The 19,198-nt window shown below is 61.9% G+C and carries 14 protein-coding genes; 9 read left to right on the top strand and 5 right to left on the bottom strand.

The window, feature by feature from the left end; all coding sequences use genetic code 11:
- Nucleotides 1-61: 61 nt before the first annotated feature.
- Genes U1708_RS12740 through U1708_RS12730 form a run of 3 tightly spaced genes read right to left on the bottom strand, consistent with a single transcriptional unit; the run spans nt 62 to nt 3,144 of the window.
- Complete coding sequence (locus tag U1708_RS12740) at nt 62-757, bottom strand: phytanoyl-CoA dioxygenase family protein (RefSeq protein ID WP_332746245.1); 696 nt, start codon at nt 755-757, stop codon at nt 62-64.
- Between the two features lie 4 nt (nt 758-761).
- Nucleotides 762-2,498 carry a flotillin family protein gene (locus U1708_RS12735; protein ID WP_332746244.1) on the bottom strand — a complete coding sequence of 579 codons (1,737 nt, stop codon included), beginning with the start codon at nt 2,496-2,498 and terminating at the stop codon, nt 762-764.
- 25 nt (nt 2,499-2,523) lie between these two features.
- Nucleotides 2,524-3,144: an OB-fold-containig protein gene (locus U1708_RS12730; protein ID WP_332746243.1), complete on the bottom strand. Its 621-nt coding sequence runs from the start codon at nt 3,142-3,144 to the stop codon at nt 2,524-2,526.
- 300 nt (nt 3,145-3,444) lie between these two features.
- Between U1708_RS12730 and U1708_RS12725 the strand changes: the two genes are divergently transcribed.
- The 4 genes from U1708_RS12725 (at nt 3,445) to U1708_RS12710 (ending at nt 8,092) form a co-directional block, all read left to right on the top strand.
- A complete protein-coding gene (locus tag U1708_RS12725) occupies nt 3,445-5,025 on the top strand; it encodes a DUF4153 domain-containing protein (protein ID WP_332746242.1) in 1,581 nt (526 codons plus the stop codon).
- 31 nt (nt 5,026-5,056) lie between these two features.
- Nucleotides 5,057-5,764, top strand: coding sequence for a response regulator transcription factor (locus U1708_RS12720; RefSeq protein WP_332746241.1), 708 nt, complete (start codon nt 5,057-5,059; stop codon nt 5,762-5,764).
- Nucleotides 5,761-7,341, top strand: a complete 1,581-nt coding sequence (locus U1708_RS12715) for a sensor histidine kinase (RefSeq protein ID WP_332746240.1) — start codon at nt 5,761-5,763, stop codon at nt 7,339-7,341. Before U1708_RS12720 ends, U1708_RS12715 begins: the two co-directional genes overlap by 4 nt.
- 460 nt (nt 7,342-7,801) lie before the next feature.
- Nucleotides 7,802-8,092, top strand: coding sequence for a hypothetical protein (locus U1708_RS12710; protein ID WP_332746239.1), 291 nt, complete (start codon nt 7,802-7,804; stop codon nt 8,090-8,092).
- Between the two features lie 75 nt (nt 8,093-8,167).
- Here the strand turns inward: U1708_RS12710 and U1708_RS12705 are convergent, their stop codons facing one another.
- Nucleotides 8,168-9,265: a hypothetical protein gene (locus U1708_RS12705; RefSeq protein ID WP_332746238.1), complete on the bottom strand. Its 1,098-nt coding sequence runs from the start codon at nt 9,263-9,265 to the stop codon at nt 8,168-8,170.
- A gap of 253 nt (nt 9,266-9,518) precedes the next feature.
- On the opposite strand from U1708_RS12705, the gene U1708_RS12700 reads away from it, so the two are divergent.
- From U1708_RS12700 to U1708_RS12685, 4 genes are read left to right on the top strand one after another with little or no spacing between them, the layout of a single operon-like run.
- Nucleotides 9,519-10,958, top strand: a complete 1,440-nt coding sequence (locus U1708_RS12700; RefSeq protein WP_332746237.1) for an ATP-binding protein — start codon at nt 9,519-9,521, stop codon at nt 10,956-10,958.
- Complete coding sequence (locus U1708_RS12695; RefSeq protein WP_332746236.1) at nt 10,912-13,635, top strand: Z1 domain-containing protein; 2,724 nt, start codon at nt 10,912-10,914, stop codon at nt 13,633-13,635. The genes U1708_RS12700 and U1708_RS12695 overlap by 47 nt, the downstream gene beginning before the upstream one ends.
- A complete protein-coding gene (locus U1708_RS12690; protein WP_332746235.1) occupies nt 13,595-14,587 on the top strand; it encodes a PD-(D/E)XK motif protein in 993 nt (330 codons plus the stop codon). The genes U1708_RS12695 and U1708_RS12690 overlap by 41 nt, the downstream gene beginning before the upstream one ends.
- On the top strand, nt 14,587-16,659 hold the full coding sequence (locus U1708_RS12685) for an AIPR family protein (RefSeq protein ID WP_332746234.1): 2,073 nt from the start codon (nt 14,587-14,589) through the stop codon (nt 16,657-16,659). The genes U1708_RS12690 and U1708_RS12685 overlap by 1 nt, the downstream gene beginning before the upstream one ends.
- A 25-nt stretch (nt 16,660-16,684) precedes the next feature.
- On the opposite strand, the gene U1708_RS12680 is transcribed toward U1708_RS12685, so the two are convergent.
- The gene (locus U1708_RS12680) at nt 16,685-17,125 is read right to left on the bottom strand and encodes a very short patch repair endonuclease (RefSeq protein WP_332746233.1); all 441 of its coding nucleotides are present in this window, start codon (nt 17,123-17,125) and stop codon (nt 16,685-16,687) included.
- A 66-nt stretch (nt 17,126-17,191) separates the two neighbouring features.
- On the opposite strand from U1708_RS12680, the gene U1708_RS12675 reads away from it, so the two are divergent.
- The gene (locus U1708_RS12675; RefSeq protein ID WP_332746232.1) at nt 17,192-18,790 is read left to right on the top strand and encodes a DNA cytosine methyltransferase; all 1,599 of its coding nucleotides are present in this window, start codon (nt 17,192-17,194) and stop codon (nt 18,788-18,790) included.
- The last annotated feature ends 408 nt before the right edge of the window (nt 18,791-19,198 follow it).

The following is a 19,198-nucleotide window of genomic DNA, read 5'->3' as shown; positions in this document are numbered from 1 at the left end:
GCTGTTTACGATACGCGTGCGATACGCGGATTCGGCCCAGAATGACCGGCCGAGCGGACCTTTACAGCCCGCCCCAGCGAAGTGGCGAGGGCAGGTCGACGGCTGCATAATCGATCTGGAGCACGCGTCGACGACGGGGTGGATCGGCGGCGCGCGAACCGTGGATGATCGGCGTCGCGTAGAGCCAGACATCGCCGCGGTTCGCAAGGCAGTCGCGTTCGCCACGGTCTTCCACGACGTGCTTGATACTCGCTTCCGGCAGACGACCAAGCCTGTGAGATCCGGGCACGATGCGGAGCGGGGCATTCGTCGCGTCGACCGGGTCGAGGTGGACGCGGATCGTCACCATCCGCTCCAGAATCGCGAAGGGCGGTTCGACTTGGATCAGGCCGGCCTTGACCGTCCAGGGACCGAACCCGACGGCGTCCGCGCGTTCCTCGACGACGATCGTCCGATCCTGATGCCAGCCAAGCGCCCAGTTCCGAGCTACCGTCTTGTCGAAGAGCACGGCTCGAACGGCGCGCGCCTCGGGGCCCAACGCCGATGCGGCGATGCTGCCGATGGGACCGTCCACTGCGAGCATGGCGCGCAGGGCAGGGGCGGACCCGATCCTCACGCCTGGGACGTCGCTCGGTAGGTCTGCGATCGCCTGTTCGATCGCAAGGCATGCGGCGGTATCCAAGGCACCGGCAAACATCTGCGCGCCGTCTTCCTCGAAGTGCAGGTCGATTTCCAAGGGCTGGGCCTTCGCGTTCATTCGATCAGACCGGCGGGTTGCTCGATCCGCCGTTGAGTGCAGCGGGCTGTTTATTGGCATCGGTGGAGGAGGTTCGGGCGGGCGCCGCATCAGCGCTGCTGCCGGCGAGCATGCCGTTCAACGAACTGCCGGTCATCCCGAGTTCTGCCATCAGTCCGTCGATCAGCGGGCCGCCGACGCGGTAGCGCATCGCCGCCGCCACTGCGGCATCGGCGAGATTGCCCTGACCGCTGCCGGACGCGCCATCGCTGCCGCCGTCGCCGTGCAGCCCTCGGGCATCGAGGATGCTGATCTTGTCGATATTCTCCATCGGCTTGCTTGCCGCAGCGATGATCGCGGGCAGGGCTTCAAGCATCGCACGGCGGATCAGCAGCGCTGTCTGCGCGTCGCTCAGCAGGTTGGTCGCCTCGTTGAGCGATGCCTGACCTGCCGCGTCGACCTTGAACGCTGCCTCTCGACCTTCGGCACGAGCCTTTTCGGCATCGGCTTCGGCGGTTGCTTCTGTCCGCAGGGCACTCGCGCGTGCCTCTGCGGCTTCCTTCTCCGCGGTCGCGGCGACGGTGATGCCGACGGCCTCTTCCTGTGCGCGCTGGGTGGCGGCGATGACCGCGACGTTCTTGTTACGGTTGGCGATTTCGGTCGCCTTGGCGGTGGCAACGCTTTCTTCCGCCCGGACGGCAAGCGCACGGGCCTCGTTGGCGGCGGCGGTGGCGGTCGATTCCTCCTCGGACTTCTGCGCGGTCTGCACCGCCGTCGTGATGCGCGCGATCTCGATGGTGCGGTCGCGCTCGATCGTTGCCGTCTGAATCGCGCCGTCGCGGGCGATCGTCGCGGTCTGGATGACCTTGTCGGCCTCGGTTTGTGCAACCGTCTGCGCTTGGCTGGCGGTGATGCGGGCGATCTCGGCGAGGCGGGTCTGCTCGGCTTCGGCGGTCGCGATCGCGGTCGCCTGCTCGGCGCGGCGGGCGGAGAGCGTCTGTTCTTGCGTCAAGCGCGCCTGTTCCGCGGCCTGCGCGATCTCTAGCGACTGGTTGTTGGCGTCGAGGTTACGCTGCTCGATCTCGACGCGGTTGGTAGCGACGATGTCGTTGCGGATTTTCTTACGCTCCTCGATCGTCCGGGTGAGCACGGTCAGCCCCTCGGCATCGAACGCGTTGTTCTCGTTGAAATGCTCGAACGCGGTCTGGTCGAAATGCGTGATGCTGACGGATTCGAGCTGAAAACCGTTCATGTCCAGATCGGTCATGAGCGCCTCCTGCACCTTCTGGATGAAGTCGGCGCGGTTGGCGTGGAGGTGCTCCATCGTCATCGTCGCAGCAACCGAGCGCAGTGCCGAGACGAGCTTGCCGTCGAGCAGCGACTTCACCGCGTCGGGGCTGTTGACCGAATCGCCGAGCGTCTGCGCGGCGGCGGCGATCGATTCCGCGTCGGGCTTCACCTTGATGTGGAACAGCCCGACGACGTCGACGCGCAGCTTGTCGAGCGTGATTAGCGCATCCTTGTTGAGACGCGACACCTCCAGCTTCACCGTAGTCAGGCGGACCTGCATCAGTTCGTGGAGCACCGGGATGACCATGATGCCGCCGTTGAGCACGACCTTCTCACCGCCGAAGCCGGTGCGGATCAGCGCGACGTCCTTGGTCGCGCGGCGGTAGAGCCGGGTCAGGATAATGCCGATCACCACTAGTGCGAACAGCACGATGCCGGCGTAGATCAGGACGTTCAGAAGCTGTGCGGGCATGAAACCCTCCCCGGTTATGCGTTGGTTAGATCGACCGCAGAAGCGCGTTGGCTTCGGGCAGCGCGTAGAAGAGTTTGCCGTCGCGGCGGACGATCAGTGCGACCTCGCCGGCGGCGATCGTGTCGGTGTCGTCGTGCGGCTCAACCATGATGAAATGCGCCTGGCCGTGCTGGTCGACGATTTTTGCGCGGGCCGGCGATCCACGGCGGGCGGTGCCTTCGAGGATCGTGCCGCGGCGGCGGAGGAAGTCGTCGGTCGAGATCACGCTGGTTTCGAAGCCGGGCATGATCCGGGCGAGGCCGTTGGCGGCAAGCGTGTTGAGCAGGCTGCCGGCGATCAATGCGCCACCCGAGGCGAGGCTCCAGTGCAGCGGGCCGCCGGTAAAGGCGGTCGCGCCCTGCTGAATGGCAATCCCCGAAAGCGTGAAGCAGCCGAGCAGCGAGGTCAGCCAGATCAGGATCGGTAGTTCATGGCCGAGCCCGAGCCAGTCGAGCACGCCGCCGCCATCCGCTTCGGCATGAACGTCTGCGTGGAGATCGAGATGCCCGAGCCCAAGGCCGATCGCCTCGATCAGCCCAATCCCGATCATGATGACGAACGCGATCGCGAACGGCGCGTAGGCGGGCGTCAGGAAGATCGCGAACATGGGCCGTGACGCTGGTGAGGACTCTGGTTCTGCATCGGCGAACGGGTAACGGACAGACAACAACGCTTCGTTACGAAACGTCGGCCGATCCGGTCTTTGTACTCCATGCGTCGATACCCCCCGGACCGAGGCTAGTCCTACCCCGAGGCGTTCGCAACGCGGTCGAGAGAAACCGGCTGGGTTTGGATTCATCCTCTGCACAGGACCTGCACGACAAGCGAACGGACCGCACACGGACCTCGCGATCCGACGCTCACGGAACCGCGACAAAGCTGTCCTCGACAATCGGGGAGCGCAAACATGAACCGTAATGGAAGACTGATGGCCAAGATCGGCGCTGCTCTGGCGCTGATCGTCCTGGCGGAGTTATTGATCGACGACGGCAATGGCGCGGTTGTCGGTGGGTTCGCGTTCGCCTGGATCACCGCCCTTTTGCTGACGCGACGGGCGATCTGGAACGACGGATCGGCGCGACTGGCGTTGGTTGCTGGCGCCGGATTGGCGGCGGTGCTCGTCGACAACCCAAGCTTCCTCGGCTGGGTTCTGTTCTGGACGGCTGTCTCGCTTGCCGCACTCCTGCCGCGGCACCGGTTCGACGATGCGCTCGCCTGGGCGCGCAGGCTTGGCTGGCACGCGATGTCCGCCGTGATTGCGCCGTTGAAGGATGCGGCGCGGCTGTCGCTGGTCCGCCAGCGTCGAGGGCCGCCCTCGAGCGACTTCCGCGCTATCGGGGCCGTCGTCGCGTTGCCCTTGGTGGGAGGTGTCGTGTTTCTCGCGCTGTTTGCGAGTGCCAACCCGCTGATCGGCCGGGCGTTTTCGCAGATCGTGCTGCCGGATCCGTGGGCGGTAACGTGGCGGACGCTGTTCGGGCTCTGTGTGCTGGTTAAGATCTGGACAAGCTTGCGACCAAGTCCGCGCGCGACGCTTGCATCGCGAATCAACGAACGCTCGATCGGCACGGCGTTCGAGCCGGGCATGGCGACGCTGATTCTTTCGCTCGTGACGTTCAATACGATTTTCGCGATCGAAAATGCGCTCGACATCGCGTTCCTTTGGAGCGGCGCGGGACTGCCCTCGGGCGTGACGATGGCGGACTATGCGCATCGTGGCGCGTATTCGTTGATCGTGACCGCACTGCTCGCCGCGGCGTTCGTGCTGCTGGCTTTGCGTCCGGGCAGCGCAGCCGCGGCGAGCCCGCTGGTGCGGCAGCTGGTGACGGTCTGGATAGTCCAGAACCTGCTGCTGGTCGCGTCGAGTGCGTTGCGAACGCTCGATTATGTCGATGCCTACGGGATGACGGTGCTGCGACTGTCCGCGCTCGCATGGATGGGCCTGGTCGCCACGGGACTGGCGCTGATCGGCTGGCGATTGCTTGCGGATAGGTCGGCGGCGTGGCTGATCAATGCCAATGCGCTGGCGGCTGCGACGGTGCTGGCGACGGCGAGCGTCGTCGATCTCGGCGCAGTCACGGCGGCGTGGAATGTCCGGACATGGCTCGCAAGGGGTAGGGCGGGGCCGCCGCTCGACCTGTGCTACATGGCGCGGCTGGGGCCGTCGTCACTCGTGTCGCTGGCGACGCTGGAGCAGCATGCACGCGAGCCGCGGCTGCGCGAACGTCTGACGTATTTGCGGTGGGAAAATCAGACCGAAACGGCAGATGCGCAGGCCGATTGGCGTCTGTGGACCCCGCGCAACGCGAGACGGCTTGCGACCGTCCGCGGGATGTTCGGCACCAAGGCGCCGCGTTTGCGGCCCGCACCGGACGGACGGCGCTGCGAGGGGGTGATTCTGCCGCCCTCATGGTGGAGGTTCCGTCAGCACCGCCGTCCGCTCCAGCACCACAGACGCCCGTACCTACCACGCTTGGACCAAAGCCGTTGACGCCGGGTGCGCAACAATGATCCTGTGCCCGATGCCCCGCACTATCCTGGTCGTCGATGACGATCCTCATATCCGCCAGCTGCTCGTGTTCGCGTTCGACAAGGCCGGGCTCGGGGCGATCGAGGCGGCGGACGGCGAAGCCGCGCTGGCACTCGTCGAGGCGCATGCGCCCGACCTTGTGGTGCTCGACATCAACATGCCGCGGATGGACGGGCTGGAGGTGTGTCGACGCGTCCGTGGCGGACAGGGCAGGGCGGACATACCGATCCTCTTTCTGTCGAGCCGCGACGACGAGATCGACCGGGTGCTCGGCATCGAACTCGGCGCCGACGACTATGTGGTGAAGCCGTTTTCGCCGCGCGAGGTGGTGGCGCGGGTCATGGCGATCCTGCGCCGCACGTCCGCGCGGGCACCGAACACCGAGGACGGGCGCGACCTGTCGCACGGTCGGTTGCGGCTCGACCTGGAAGGCTGGCGCGCGCTCTGGGGCGAGGTCGAGATCGCGCTGACCGTGACCGAGTTCCAGATTCTCCGGCTGCTCGCGTCGATGCCTGGCCGCGTGTTCAGTCGCGACGCGATCATAGACCGGCTGCACGGCCCCGGTTTCGCGGTCACCGACCGAACAATCGACAGCCACATCCGCAACCTACGCGGCAAGTTCGCGAAGGCCGGTGCCGACGACCTGATCGAGACGCGGGCAGGGATCGGTTATCGCCTCGGATCGTGCACGGGCGCGTGATCGGCAAGGTTAAGGACTGGGCGAAACGCCATTGGCCCCGATTGCGACTGCGGACGATCCTGTTTGCGACATTGTTCCTGGTCGCCGCGCTACCCGGGTTCGGCGCGGTCTTCCTGCGCGTCTACGAGAACACGCTCGTCCGCCAGACCGAGGCGGAACTGGTCGCGCAGGGAGCAGCGTTGTCCGCGACCGCGGCAGCGCTCTGGCCTGTCGCCCCGCCGGGTCGGGTTGCGCATCACGAGGTCTCAGGCGGGGACCATCCTTACAGCGTAGACGCGCCATCTTCCGGTATCGACCTCAGCACGACGCTGATCCGCGGGGAGCGGCCATCGGTCGCGGCCGGCGCGAAACCGTCACCCGATGCGGTGGCCGCCGCCATGCGTTTTTCGCCGATCATGGACGCGACGCGGGCCACGACTTTGGCCTCGATCATCCTCCTCGATCGCAACGGCAGCATCGCCGCCGGGAGTTCGGCCGTCGGCAGCTACGTCGCTCTCCCCGAAGTTGCCGCAGCACTGGCCGGCAGCGCCACGACCGTGCTCCGCCACAACGGAGCATACCGCGCGACCTACCGCTTCGAATGGCTGTCCCGAGCCGCCGCGATCCGCGTCCATTACACGCGTCCAATCATCGTCGGCGACCGCGTGGTTGGCGTGCTCCTGCTGTCGCGTTCCGCCCGTGCGCTGTTCCGGGGACTGTATGAAGACCGCGGCAAGATCGCGCTGGGGATCGCTGCGATCTTTGGGTTGCTCGTGGTGCTCAGCGGCCTCATCTCCCGCGGCGTCACGCGCCCGATCGAACAGCTCGGCGCAGCAACGCGTGCAGTCGGGAGCGGACGCGGTCGCGTCCCCGGTCCGCCACCGACCGCGGCGATCGAGATCCAGGGTCTCTACGCCGATTTCGCGGTGATGGCGGCGGCGATCGAGCGTCGTTCGCGCTATCTCCGCGACTTCGCCCACGCGGTCAGCCACGAGTTCAAGACCCCGCTCGCCGGCATCCGCGGCGCGGTGGAATTGCTTCAGGATCACCCGGACATGGCAGCGGAAGACCGACGTCGCTTTCTCGCCAACGCCGATGCGGACGCGCGCCGTCTCACGTTGCTGGTCACGCGCTTGCTCGATCTCGCGCGCGCCGACATGGCTGAGCCGGGTGAAGAAAGAACCGACGCCGCCGACGTAGTGACGCGGGTTGCAGATGCTTCGCGAACGGCCCGTTTCTCGATCGAAATCGTGGGCTTGGCCATCCTGCCAATTGTAACTGTACCAGCAACGACTTTGGAAGCTGTACTCGCGACACTTCTGGAAAACAGTAGGCAGGCTGGTGCCCAATCCGTGACGATCCAGTTGTCGACCACGGATACGCAATTGGAAGTTCGCGTGAATGACGACGGGCCCGGCGTTCCACTCGCCGATCGAGGGCGGGTGTTCGAGCCTTTCTTCACAACGAAGCGAGATACAGGTGGGACCGGCCTCGGGCTCGCAATATCCCGTTCTCTGATTGAAGTTCAAAGGGGCAGTCTAAGTATATTGAATAGCGAGATAACTACCTTCGTTATCCGTATTCCATTGGCGCATTAGGAAACGATGAGCGAAACTACACCCACAAGCCGATCATCCCAAAAGATCCCGGGCTGGGCTCTTTGGCTAATCGATCACCTTACCCCGCATTACGAATGCGACAGCTTTTGGCAAAAACTCCAGAAAACCGTGGGTTATTGTCAGCATTAGTTATAGGCATCAAAACGCCAAAATCGACGCACCTGCGATACCAGCGCGATACCAGGATGCGGCACACCTCGACACCGCTGCGCCTCGCCGTGCCCTCGAGCGAACCAGCCAAGCGACGATCACCGCTGTGATCACAATTCGACCATAGCCAGTAATTTACCCTTATAGAACCAGACCCCGGTTGGTTCTATGAGCAGATGCTGACGCCGCCTGCCCTATCGCATCGGGGGCTCTACCCTTTTGCGAATACTGCGAACGTCGTTCCGTATCCACGCAGCCAAACCGGGCTTGATCCCTGGCTGACAGGGTTGTGGATCTACTCCCCGTCACCCGAGACCATTGGTACCACCGCGACCAGCGTGGCAGTTGGTCGATTAAGGCGGTGCTGCCGACGATCGCGTCACTTCTCGATTATGGTGCGCTCGAGGTAAAGGACGGCGGCGATGCCGTCGAGGCGTATCGCGCGGCGGTAGCGGACGATTGCACAGCAGCGCGTCGCGCCGCCTTGGCATCTGCATTGCGCATCTATTGCGGCCGCGACGTCGAGGCGATGCGGGTCGTAGCGGCCAAGCTGGTCCAGACCGACGTCCATCCCGGCTAGACGGCGCTCAACCACCGCGATCGAAGTCTTTAAGGGCAGTTGGGACCGTTCGCGAATGGTCCCGGCTTCAAACATTCAGACGTCGAGAGGCTGCACCGCGGCGCCGCCCACGGCCACCAGATCGGTGACATCGACCGCCCTTGAATCAAGGGTGAAGCCAGCCTTCATTGGGCCCCCACGCTCTTCCTTGGCATCGAAGCCGAGCGCCCGACACACGGCAACGCTGGCTAATGTGTGGCAAGCGATCTGGCCATCGGCACACGTGCTCATAGTCAGCAACACACGGCGGCGCGGCTGATTTACGTAGATTCGCAGGTCCGGGGTGTCGGTGAAACCGATCGTCATGCTTCGTGGGCAACGGGTCGACAATTCTTCGACGAGTGCCGCACCATCGGTCGAAAGGCGCGCGCGGAATTTACGCTCGCCATCCGTCGCATCGTCGTCGTCCTTGGCCGTCGACGTATCGAGGGATGTACCTTCATTCCCAAGGTCAGCGCCGTCATTTTCTGAGACATGGCGGGTGTCCCCGTCATCACCGAAAAGCGCCGCCATCATCTTTTCGACCTCGTCAGGCCCAATCCCGTCCCGTTCGCTGCCAGGCGTGGTTTCACCGTTGCAGATGGGATTGAAAGCCTCGATCAACGCTTTCTCCGCAGGACGCAGCCAATGGCGCTTCACCCACCTGCTGCCGCCCTCGCCGTCAACCGTTTCCCGGCGCGTGGCCCAGCTGCGCGACAGTTGATGATAGACGAAGCTGATGCGGGCGAGCAGCGTCTCCTCCTTCCCCGGGCCAAGCGTTTCCCAATGCCGTGCGGCAAAGCGCGCCTTGTTGAAGGTACAGCTGCCCCCATGCTTCTCGAGGAGCGGCGATTTCGCTGCATCCGTTTCCTGGGCGACGCACGCGGCAATATCGGCTGCCGGTCCCGTCAATTCGGCAATGATCCTATCAAGCTGGCTTTTAGCAAACACGACCTCGGGGGCCCGCAGGATGTGATAGGTCGCGTGCTTGCTCCAGCGCTCCAGCACAGAGCCGCCGAATGGTCGGCATGCCTTGCCTGCATAGAGCCCAATGTAGAACAGGCTGCCATCTAGAAACACGCCGTATATGCCTGGACCGGTCAGCGCCTCAGGCTCGCCGCGCCATTCCGGGCGGACGGCCGTGCGAAGGTTCATCCAAGCAGGCTTGCCGGCAACGGAAATCGATACACGCAATGTAAATAGATCGTCAGCTGTGAATCGACATCTCGAACTATCGTCCTATGGTTGGACGTGGCCACTGTTTGAATCCCCTGTCGACTTATATCCGGTGAATACCCGGATGACATGTTTAACGCGATCGTGATAGGCACCGGGTAATCGAGTTTGGGCTCGGAAAGGGGCGGGCAACTTGAGATACGTGGCAAATCCGCCAGACGCGGCGGCGTTGATGATGTCCGCGCGCAGCTTCGGCAATTACGACCTGCCCAGCGCCCTCGCAGATTTAATCGACAACAGCATCAAGGCTCGGGCCCACAACGTCTATGTAACGTGCGTCCGGTCGGACACGTCTGTCGAGGTGAGAATCCGTGACGATGGCGAGGGCATGTCCGCCAGCGAACTCTCAGCGGCGATGCGGCCCGCAAGCGCTAATCCCGAACATGAGCGCTCGCCAGACGATCTTGGCCGCTTCGGCTGGGGTCTCAAGTCTGCTTCCTTCTCACAGTGCCGCCGCTTGACCGTCGTCTCAAACACCGGGGAAGGCATTTCCGGCGCCGAATGGGATCTAGATCGTATCGAGGGTTGGAGCATGGCCCTTCTCGAACAGGATGACTTAGCGGACGTCGCCGATCCATTGATCTTTTCCGCACCGGGCACGGAGGTGATCTGGCGTCACTGCGACCGGCTGTCCGAGGGCGGGACGCTTAATTCAGAAGCCTTTAACGCGCTCGTGGTGCATGCCCGGGCTCGCCTTTCTCTTCTGTTCCATCGTTTTTTGGCCGGGGATGTTCGAGGCCGCTCGCTTAAAATTCTTTTGAACGGCCAATCGATCGCGCCGTTTGACCCGTTCCACCGCGAGAACAACGCGACACAGGCTTTGTCGCCGGAGGAGGTCCATTTGCCCGACGGGTCTGTGATCGGGATCCACGGCTACGTACTGCCGCACTTTTCAAAGCTTGCATTGTCGGACTACGATCGCCTCGGCGGCGAGGAAGGATTTCTGCGCAATCAGGGTTTTTACGTCTACCGCGCTGGCCGGCTAATCATCAACGGCACTTGGTTCAGGCTGGTCCGACATGGTGAGCTCTCACAGCTCGTCCGTGTCGCCATTGACATCCCCAACTCGCTCGATGCGATGTGGAAGATCACGGTAGATAAAGCTGATGCGCAGCTACCCTCACTACTTCGCGACCGTCTTCGCGCGCTGGTTGCCGGGTTGCGGCGCGGGTCCGCTGAGGCCTTCCGCTCGCGCGGCGGTAGGCTGTCATCGAAGAGCAGCGTCGCGGTGTGGAGCAAGTATGCGAGGGGCGGCCGGATCCGCTACTACGTCAACCGCGACCATCCGCTTGTGGCTTCACTGCTCCAAAACCCCGACGCAGAGCGTGGCCGGGCGGCCGCCGCGGCGATCACGCTAATCGAGCAGCAGTTCCCCGCCGTTACGATCGGCGAAGACGTCGTAAGTACGCCGGACGCGATGAGCCAAGGCGAGTTCGACGCCCGCGCGTTCTTGGAAACGTTTGATGCTGCATTGCCGGCTCTGCTCTCACAGGCCGGCACGATGAAGAAGCTTGGTGAGGCGCTTGTCGTGACCGAACCGTGGTCGGCGCACGGTGCGCTGGTTCGTGACCATCTTAGAAAAAAGGGCTGGACAGATGCCGTACGAGAGTGAGCTTGCGTTCTTTCGAAGCCGCGTCAACGAGTTGCACGGTACGGCTTTGGCACAAGGCGTTGGCCTCCCCGAGGATGCCATCCGTCAACTCGTGGAGGGTGGCCCATTCTCGCATCTGGACGAAGCGGCAAGGACAACCATTGTCCGCGATCTAGAGGGCGCCTTCATAACCCGACAGAAGCGCGGATCCATTATCGTCTCGAACGCGAGGCCGTGGCTGGTAACACGACGCCCTTACATCGACTTCTACTACTGGAGCCGCCTCCGCCGCTTCTACATGGAGACCGGTGTACTTCCCGCTCACGTTCTTGCGACGCTCGATCACGACACAGATCAAGTCCTTGATCAGTGTGGAGACCCATCCGAGGCGCCAGCAGGCGCACGCCGGGGCATGGTCATGGGCCACGTTCAGTCCGGCAAAACCACCAACTACTCGGCGCTAATCTGCAAGGCTGCCGACGCGGGCTACAAGGTTATAATTCTTCTCGCCGGCATTACTAATTCTCTAAGGACGCAAACTCAGGAACGGCTTGACGAGACCTTCATTGGTAAAAAGTCCGTTTTTGGACCGGTAGCGCCCGAGTTAATGCCAATACAGAACTTCGCAAGTAAAAGGCGCGTACCGTCTTACGGCACGACTCGCGACGCCGACTTCATAAGCGGGCGCGACGGTATGTTTTTCAGTCTTTCGGGGCACAACGAGCCGATCATCTTCGTGACGAAGAAGAATAAGGGAGTTCTCGAGCGCCTTCGCGACTGGCTTGGCGACCAAGAGGATGCCGCTACTTTTCCGCTAATACTCATCGACGACGAGGCCGACAATGCTTCGATCAACACTTCGAAGGACCCACGCCGGACGACGGCGATAAACGGTGTTATCCGTGACATTTTGAGCCGCTTCCCGCGCTCGGCATACGTCGGCTACACTGCAACACCTTTTGCCAACATATTCATTGATCCGGACACTCCGGTCGACATGGAGACTGATGATCTCTTCCCTCGGCATTTCATTAAGGCGCTTGATCCGCCAACGAACTACGTCGGCTCTAGACGTGTGTTTTGGGAGCAGGGGGATCTAAGGCAGCCTATGGTTAGGGTAGTTGATGACTACCGCTCTATTCTGCCGCTCGCCCATAAGGCTCACGAACTCCCCTCAACTCTACCTGCCTCGCTCCTGAAGGCCACCCGGGTGTTCTGCCTGACTCGCGCGGTTCGCATCGTCCGGGATCAGGGCAGCAAGCATTGTTCGATGATGGTGAACGTGAGCCGATTCAACGCCGTGCAAGACGTCGTTCACGGACTCCTCTACGAGTATCTGACGTTGGTTCGCGAGGCAGTCACGGTTCACGCCGGCCTGCCAGGCGGCGGAACGGATCCGGTTATGCAAGAACTCCGCGACACGTTCGAGGAAGAGTTCGGAGGCTTAGATGTAGAATACGACGACGTCCTGCCCGTCCTACTGGAGGCTGTATCGAGCATCCAGACCCGCGTCATCAACATGCGGGGCGGTCTGCTCGACTACTCCGCGCACCGCGAACATGGCTTGCACGTGATCGCCGTTGGCGGCCTAGCTCTTTCACGCGGGCTGACGCTCGAAGGGCTGACGGTGTCGTATATTTTGCGCAACACGGCCGCCAGCGACACACTGATGCAGATGGCGCGCTGGTTCGGCTACCGCCCGGGTTACGAGGAGATCTGCCGACTCTACCTGCCTAAGGTATCCCTTGACCACTACGAGGACGTTGACGCCGCAACAGAGGAGCTTCGCCTCGAGGTGAAACGCATGGAGCGGCTGCGGATGACCCCGGCCGACTTTGGCCTCAAGGTGAGACAGAGCCAGCTTGCCATCCGCGTAACGGCGGCGAACAAGATGCGCACGGCAACGGTCATGACGATTGCACAGGACTACAGCGCGCGACACGTCGAGGGACATGCGCTGGTCAACAGCGCCGAGGTTAACTCTCGTAACGAGCAGCTTGCCGCATTGCTCTTCGATGCGATCGGGGAGCCGCAGTCAGTTCCAGGAGGCCTCCTCTGGAGCAAGGTGTCCGCAGCGCCTGTTATGGAGTTGCTGCGCGCCTTTGAGTGCTCACCCGTACAGTCCGATCTCAGCCGAATTAGCGACACCTCGCTGCTTGTCGACTACCTCTCGGACCGCCTCCGCGGTGAACTTGCAGAATGGGACGTTGCGATCCCGCAATTGCGCAGCGGATTGCCAACTAAGGTGGCGGGTGTCCAAGTGCGATTGCGGCACCGAGGTGCGGGGCGTGTTGAGAACGGGACCTATCGCGTCAACGGCCAGAAGAACCGCGTCGCCGACAAACCTGACGCCTCGCTCGGCATGACGGACGAGGAGCGGCTACGCGTTCCCGAAATCGTCGCTAAAGACGAGATGGGCGTCGAGCGCGCCACTTGCGCCGCGCGGTCTCGCCCGCTTCTCCTCGTGCATATGTTTAACGCAGAGCTATCGACCGACAGCGAGTCAGATGCCCCACTGGAGATAAAAACGCCGGTCGTTACAATTTCCGTAGCGCTACCCGGTTCAACCCAGCCCGCTAAGACCCGGGTATATCAAGTGAACGCCGTCTATCGGCGACAGCTCGAACTGTTCGCCGCCCAAGAGGCGGCAGAGGAGGATGACGACGGCGAAGCAATCAACGGTGACGACAATGCTTGATAACTGGGAGGCAATCCCCGCACCGCGCGGTTCTACAATTCTCAATATCTTGCGGGCTGACGCCACACACCCGATGGACTTCAGAATTGGACGTGATGCGGCAGGCCGCTTTGCCTTTCAGCTCGATGCCGAGGGCACAGCACCGGATGCCAGTAGCGTCGAGTCCCCGGCAGGAATGGACGTCGTTTTCGATGAAGTAGATGACGGGGTTTTACGACTGACACTCCTTCTGCACGTTCCCGAGGACTTCGCAATCTTCCGGGTGCTGTGCGGTGACCTGCTAGAAGTGACTCGCCCGCTCGGCGCTAACGAGACCGGTAAAGCCATGCGGATGCTGCTCGGCCGTCTCGGACATTGGCAGCAGGTATTGGCACGACGCCGCTCTGGGCGCCTCTCCCGGCAGGAGGAAATTGGTCTGCTTGGCGAACTACTGTTCCTACGCGATGTCCTTTTGATCCGAATGGGGCTCGCGACAGCGATTGGCGCATGGCGCGGCCCGTACGGAGATGAGCAGGACTTCGCACTCCCGTCAGCGATTGTGGAAGTTAAGACCCAAGGCGCGAGTTCCGACGCCCGCTTAATGGTCTCCTCAGAGGATCAGCTGGACACATCGAGCGGGCCGATCTTCTTATGTCGCCAGCGCATCGCTATGGCACCCGCAAGCGCTGGAGAAAGTCTTGATCTATTAGTTCTTCAGTTCCTCACCGCGACAGCTGACCTGCCGGCAGCTAACGCTCGGTTCCGCATAGGACTCGACGCGGCAGGATGGACGGATGGAGCTGGATACAACCAGTGCTGGTCGCTCACTGATCGGACGTTCTTCTGCATCAGCGACGGCTTCCCGCGCATCGTGCCCACGGACCTACTACCCGGCGTGTCACGCGTTCGCTACCAAGTGTCGATTGCTGACTGTCTTCCCTTCAGCGTCAACGAGGCCGAGGTGTTCGCGTAATGGGCTCGCTCGACGAAATTTTTGAAGACTTTCGCAACGAGCTGCTGCTTGAGGCGGACGCTTCTGGCGATTTGCAAGCGGACGCCTTCTTCAACCTTTACGCCGCAGTCGCATCCGAAGCCGGCGAAGTGATCGACCTTGAGCACACGCCCGCTAGGCGGGAAGGCGGTCGCAACGCTTGGCAGGTCGATGGCTTCGCGATCGACGTCGATCGAGGCACTCTCTACGTCGCTATCTGCGATTTCCGCTCTGATCCAAAACTACAGACGCTGAACGCGGGGCAAATTGATTCGATCTTGCGCCGCGTGCGCAACTTCATCGTTCAGGCGTCAGATCCCACCTTCATCAACGAGCTTGAGGATACCGGAGCTGCATTCCGAGCTGCCTATCCCATTTTCAGTCAGCCAGGCGCGATCAGGCGCGTGCGCATCGTAATTTTCTCGAACGCTCGCATGTCCACGAAGCGGGCCCCACAGGCGGCCGAGGAGATCATGGGGCGACCGGTCACCTATAGCGTATTCGATTTCGGCCGCTATGCGGAGGCGACCTCCGCCCGCTCGGCGCCACAGCCAATCGAAGTCAACTTCTTAGAGATCGGGGCGGAGCCGGTACCATGCCTTCTCGCATCCTTAGGAGACGACTACGTATCCTACTTGGTAGCACTTCCGGGGCAGCTACTCGCTGACATCTATGGCCTCTACGGGGCCCGGCTCCTTGAACAGAACGTCCGCACCTTCCTTCAAGCCAAGACAAAAGTTAATCGTGGCATAATTGACACCTTGCGCGACAGCCCTGAAATGTTCTTTGCGTTCAACAACGGCCTAACCGCCACCGCGTCAGCGGTTACCACGACGCGCCGAGAGGACGGGCAGCTCGCCATCTCTAGCGTACGCGATCTCCAAATCGTGAATGGCGGGCAGACCACGGCCTCGATCCTATACGCCAAAGATAGGTCGCGAGCAGATCTCGCCGGCGTCCACGTTCAAATGAAACTGTCGGTGGTCGATCCAGCGCTGGTTGAGGAACTGGTTCCGAGAATATCCCGTTATGCGAATACACAGAATCGCATCAGCGAAGCCGACTTCTTTTCTAGCCACCCATTTCATGTCGCAATGGAGCAGATTTCACGCCGGCTTGGCGCGCCGCCCAAGCCTGGTGCGCTGTCCGGATCGAAGTGGTTTTACGAGCGCGCGCGCGGGCAGTATCGAGACGCCATCGCCTACGCCACGCCTGCACAAAAGCGGAAACACGAACTAGAGTTCCCGCGCCCACAGCTGATCGACAAGACCGACCTAGCAAAGTTTGAAACAACCTTCGAGCCGCGACCGGACATCGTCTCCCGAGGAGCTCAAAAGTGTTTTATTCACTTCGCGGCGAGGACCGCGGAACGTTGGCGCATCGCACAGGCGGGATATAACGAGGTCTGGTACCGCAATGCCTGCGCCCGAGCGCTCGTGTTCCGCTGGACGGATCGTTCCATTGGTGCGTCTCAGTGGTACGCCGATGATCGCGGATACAAGTCGCAAACGGTGGCATACACTTTGTCTTGGCTCGTCGAACGCGCGGTCAAAGCAGGATGGGCAGGTCTAAACCTACACCCAGCATGGACGTCGCAAGACGTTCCCGAGGAACTCGCACAGGCAATTGAGCGATTGGCGCCACAGGTGGCTCTTGCAATACGGGACGCGCCAACCAGCACTCGCAATGTCGGCGAATACTGCAAATCGGAAATATGCTGGGAGCGATTAGCGAAGATCGATTTCGATGTGCCTGACCTGCCCGAGCACCTATTGCTAGGCAAGGAAGAAGCGCGAGAGGAAGGAAAGGCGGCATCGGCCGTGCAGCGGATCGACTACGAAGTCGGTTTCGACACCCTGCTCGTCCAGCTGACGGGGAAAGCAGAACTAATTCGTGCCGTTGCGGCGAAGCGCCAGCTACTATCGCCAAAGTCCAGTGGCGCGTTACAGAAGATCGCTCGCTCGCAGTTCGCAATCTCCCCGTCAGAGCGCAAGGCGCTCCAGAATCTGTTCGAGCGGCTCGACGAGGCGGGCGCTCCAGTTACGGCATTGTGACGAGCATAGTGGTATCGGTTGTTGATCAGCCGATCTCAAGGGTGACACGGTCTGAGCGCAGCCATTCGGTCAACTCGACGACGGTGTCGTCCACCTTTATCTTCTTCAGGGCACACTCCCAAACAGTTGCGGCCCGCCAGCCGAGATCGAGAAGGGCGTCGTGGTTACGCTTATCACGCGCGACGTTGCCCGCGAACTTTGTAGCCCAGAAGTCCGGCCGGGTTCCCGGGTTCGTCGCGTATCTGCAATCGACGTGCCGGTGCCAGAAGCAGCCATGCACCAGTACAGCAGCACGCCATCGGGGCAGCACGACGTCTGGCTTTCCAGGCAACTCAGCGACGTGCAACCTGAAGCGGAAGCCAGCGCGGTGCAACGCGCGTCTCAACGCAACCTCCGGCGCAGTGTCGCGTCCGCGAATACCGGCCATCATTCGCGATCTCGTGGCAACATCGACGACATCAGCCATGCGAAAGGTGTTTCCTCAGCGGGTCCGACCTGGCAAGGCCCAATCAGACATGAAACGATCCAATAAATGACCCGCCCTTACAAGGTTCTTGATGTCTTTGCAGGTCCAGGCGGGCTGGCAGAGGGCTTTGCGGCGGTCCGTCGCGACGGGCGGCGCGTTTTCGATGTTGCGCTGTCGGTGGAGAAGGATGCGGCCGCCTTCAGTACCCTCCGGCTTCGCAGCTTCCTTCGGCGGTTCGACCGCAGTCCCGACAGCTATTATGACCTGCTTGCTGGCCTCATAACCGTTGAGGAACTCGCCTGCCGCTATCCGGTGGAATGGGAGGCAGCTTGCGCGGAAACGCTTCATTTGGAACTGGCGGTCGAGGGTGCGGATGCCATCATTGACCCCTTGGTCGATGCGATGAGAGCATCGGCGAACGGACATGTAGTGATGATAGGAGGCCCGCCGTGCCAAGCGTACTCGCTGGCGGGTCGCGCACGAAACAGGGGGAACGCGGACTACGTTGCCGGAAAGGACCACCGTCATTTCCTCTACCGGGAGTACGTACGGCTCCTCGGCCGACTGCGACCAGCCGCATTCGTGATGGAGAATGTAAAAGGCTTCCTTTCCTCTAGTATAGAGGGCGAACTCATCTTTGAGCAGGTCCTGCGGGATCTAACCGGTGGGGAAGTTGACTACGTCGTCGTGCCGCTTGCGCCGGAAACCCGGAAGGGCGGCTCTCGCTACATAGTACACGCGGAACGATACGGCGTGCCGCAGAGGCGCCATCGCGTGATACTTGTCGGGTTTCGACGCGACCTGGTGTCGGACGAGTCCATTTTGGTGGAACAGCTTACTGGTGCATTCGTCCCTCGCGATGTGCCCTCGCTGCGCACAACGATTGGCAAGATGCCGCCTCTCCGCAGTGGAATTAGCGCAGCGTTGGGCGATGGAGTGACTTGGCGCGATACGGTGTCAAGGGCACTTCTTGACGCAGCCGATGCCGCGTTCGCTGAGGAGGACGAGGATTTGGACAGCGTTGCAGCTCAACTTGGAGAAACTGCGGCGGCTGTTGCCTCTTCTCCGGTACCGCCAAGGTCGTCGACCGGCCTCGCACCCATTGACGACATGGGACTGTCGGCATGGCTGATCGACCCGCGCATGACGACCTTACCTAACCATGAGAGTCGTGGTCACATGGCGTCCGACCTTTCACGCTACGGATTCGCGGCCTGCTATGCAGCAACGTTCGGCAGGACCCCCAAGGCACGTGATTTTCCCGCCGCTCTTGCTCCGGCGCACGGCAATTGGGCCTCTGGGAAGTTCAACGATCGATTTCGTGTGCAGCTGTGGAACGAGCCAGCGACGACCATAACAAGCCACATATCTAAGGATGGCCACTATTTTATCCATCCCGATCCCGCTCAGTGCCGAAGCCTGACTGTTCGAGAAGCCGCGCGGCTTCAGACGTTCCCCGACGACTATCTCTTTCTTGGAAACCGGACCCAACAATACACACAGGTGGGAAACGCAGTTCCACCGCTATTGGCCACTCAGATAGCCGAGGCGATTGCGAGCGTTCTGGAAGTCTCGGCCCCGGGGAATCGAACAATTGGAGAGGCCGTGCCGGCGCAACACCGTTATCCCGATACACCTGAGGCAGTCGACGATCCGGGTAATTGACGCATCCGAAGATCAGCTCGACCACGCGTTACAAGGAACGACTGCCTCAAAGCGGCTCGTTATCTGCGAATACCGTTCGGCCAGCTGATTAAGCGTCTTGACTGGATAGATGGGCGTGATGGGCGCGAAACTTCCGGTCCTATTTACCATGGCCTGTCCCCAACGCAGGCCAAGTTCAGCGCTCTCAAATCCCCGCCTTCGCAGACCCGAGCACGAGCATGCCGCTTTGCCGTGCCAGTCGCCCGCCCTTGATGGCAGAGGCTATCACGTCTGCCAGCAGGTCGCGCAACTGTAAGCGTGGCCGGCAGGCCGCGGACTATGCAGCTTGTGCTACCGGCTTCGCAGGCTGTTGGGCCCAGTTCCAGGGCATGAGGTCGTCCCATCGCGCCGCTGGCCAATCAGCTGCGA

Source organism: Sphingomonas arabinosi (genome assembly GCF_036663715.1).
Taxonomy (GTDB): domain Bacteria; phylum Pseudomonadota; class Alphaproteobacteria; order Sphingomonadales; family Sphingomonadaceae; genus Sphingomonas.
This window is presented reverse-complemented; position numbering and strand designations above follow the sequence as displayed.

Bases quoted from the DNA above. Each gene is read 5' to 3' on its own strand.
- U1708_RS12740 (WP_332746245.1), bottom strand. From the start codon at position 757: ATGAACGCGAAGGCCCAGCCCTTGGAAATCGACCTGCACTTCGAGGAA.
- U1708_RS12735 (WP_332746244.1), bottom strand. From the start codon at position 2,498: ATGCCCGCACAGCTTCTGAACGTCCTGATCTACGCCGGCATCGTGCTG.
- U1708_RS12730 (WP_332746243.1), bottom strand. From the start codon at position 3,144: ATGTTCGCGATCTTCCTGACGCCCGCCTACGCGCCGTTCGCGATCGCG.
- U1708_RS12725 (WP_332746242.1), top strand. From the start codon at position 3,445: ATGAACCGTAATGGAAGACTGATGGCCAAGATCGGCGCTGCTCTGGCG.
- U1708_RS12720 (WP_332746241.1), top strand. From the start codon at position 5,057: ATGCCCCGCACTATCCTGGTCGTCGATGACGATCCTCATATCCGCCAG.
- U1708_RS12705 (WP_332746238.1), bottom strand. From the start codon at position 9,265: ATGAACCTTCGCACGGCCGTCCGCCCGGAATGGCGCGGCGAGCCTGAG.
- U1708_RS12700 (WP_332746237.1), top strand. From the start codon at position 9,519: ATGATGTCCGCGCGCAGCTTCGGCAATTACGACCTGCCCAGCGCCCTC.
- U1708_RS12690 (WP_332746235.1), top strand. From the start codon at position 13,595: ATGACGACGGCGAAGCAATCAACGGTGACGACAATGCTTGATAACTGG.
- U1708_RS12685 (WP_332746234.1), top strand. From the start codon at position 14,587: ATGGGCTCGCTCGACGAAATTTTTGAAGACTTTCGCAACGAGCTGCTG.
- U1708_RS12680 (WP_332746233.1), bottom strand. From the start codon at position 17,125: ATGGCTGATGTCGTCGATGTTGCCACGAGATCGCGAATGATGGCCGGT.
- U1708_RS12675 (WP_332746232.1), top strand. From the start codon at position 17,192: ATGACCCGCCCTTACAAGGTTCTTGATGTCTTTGCAGGTCCAGGCGGG.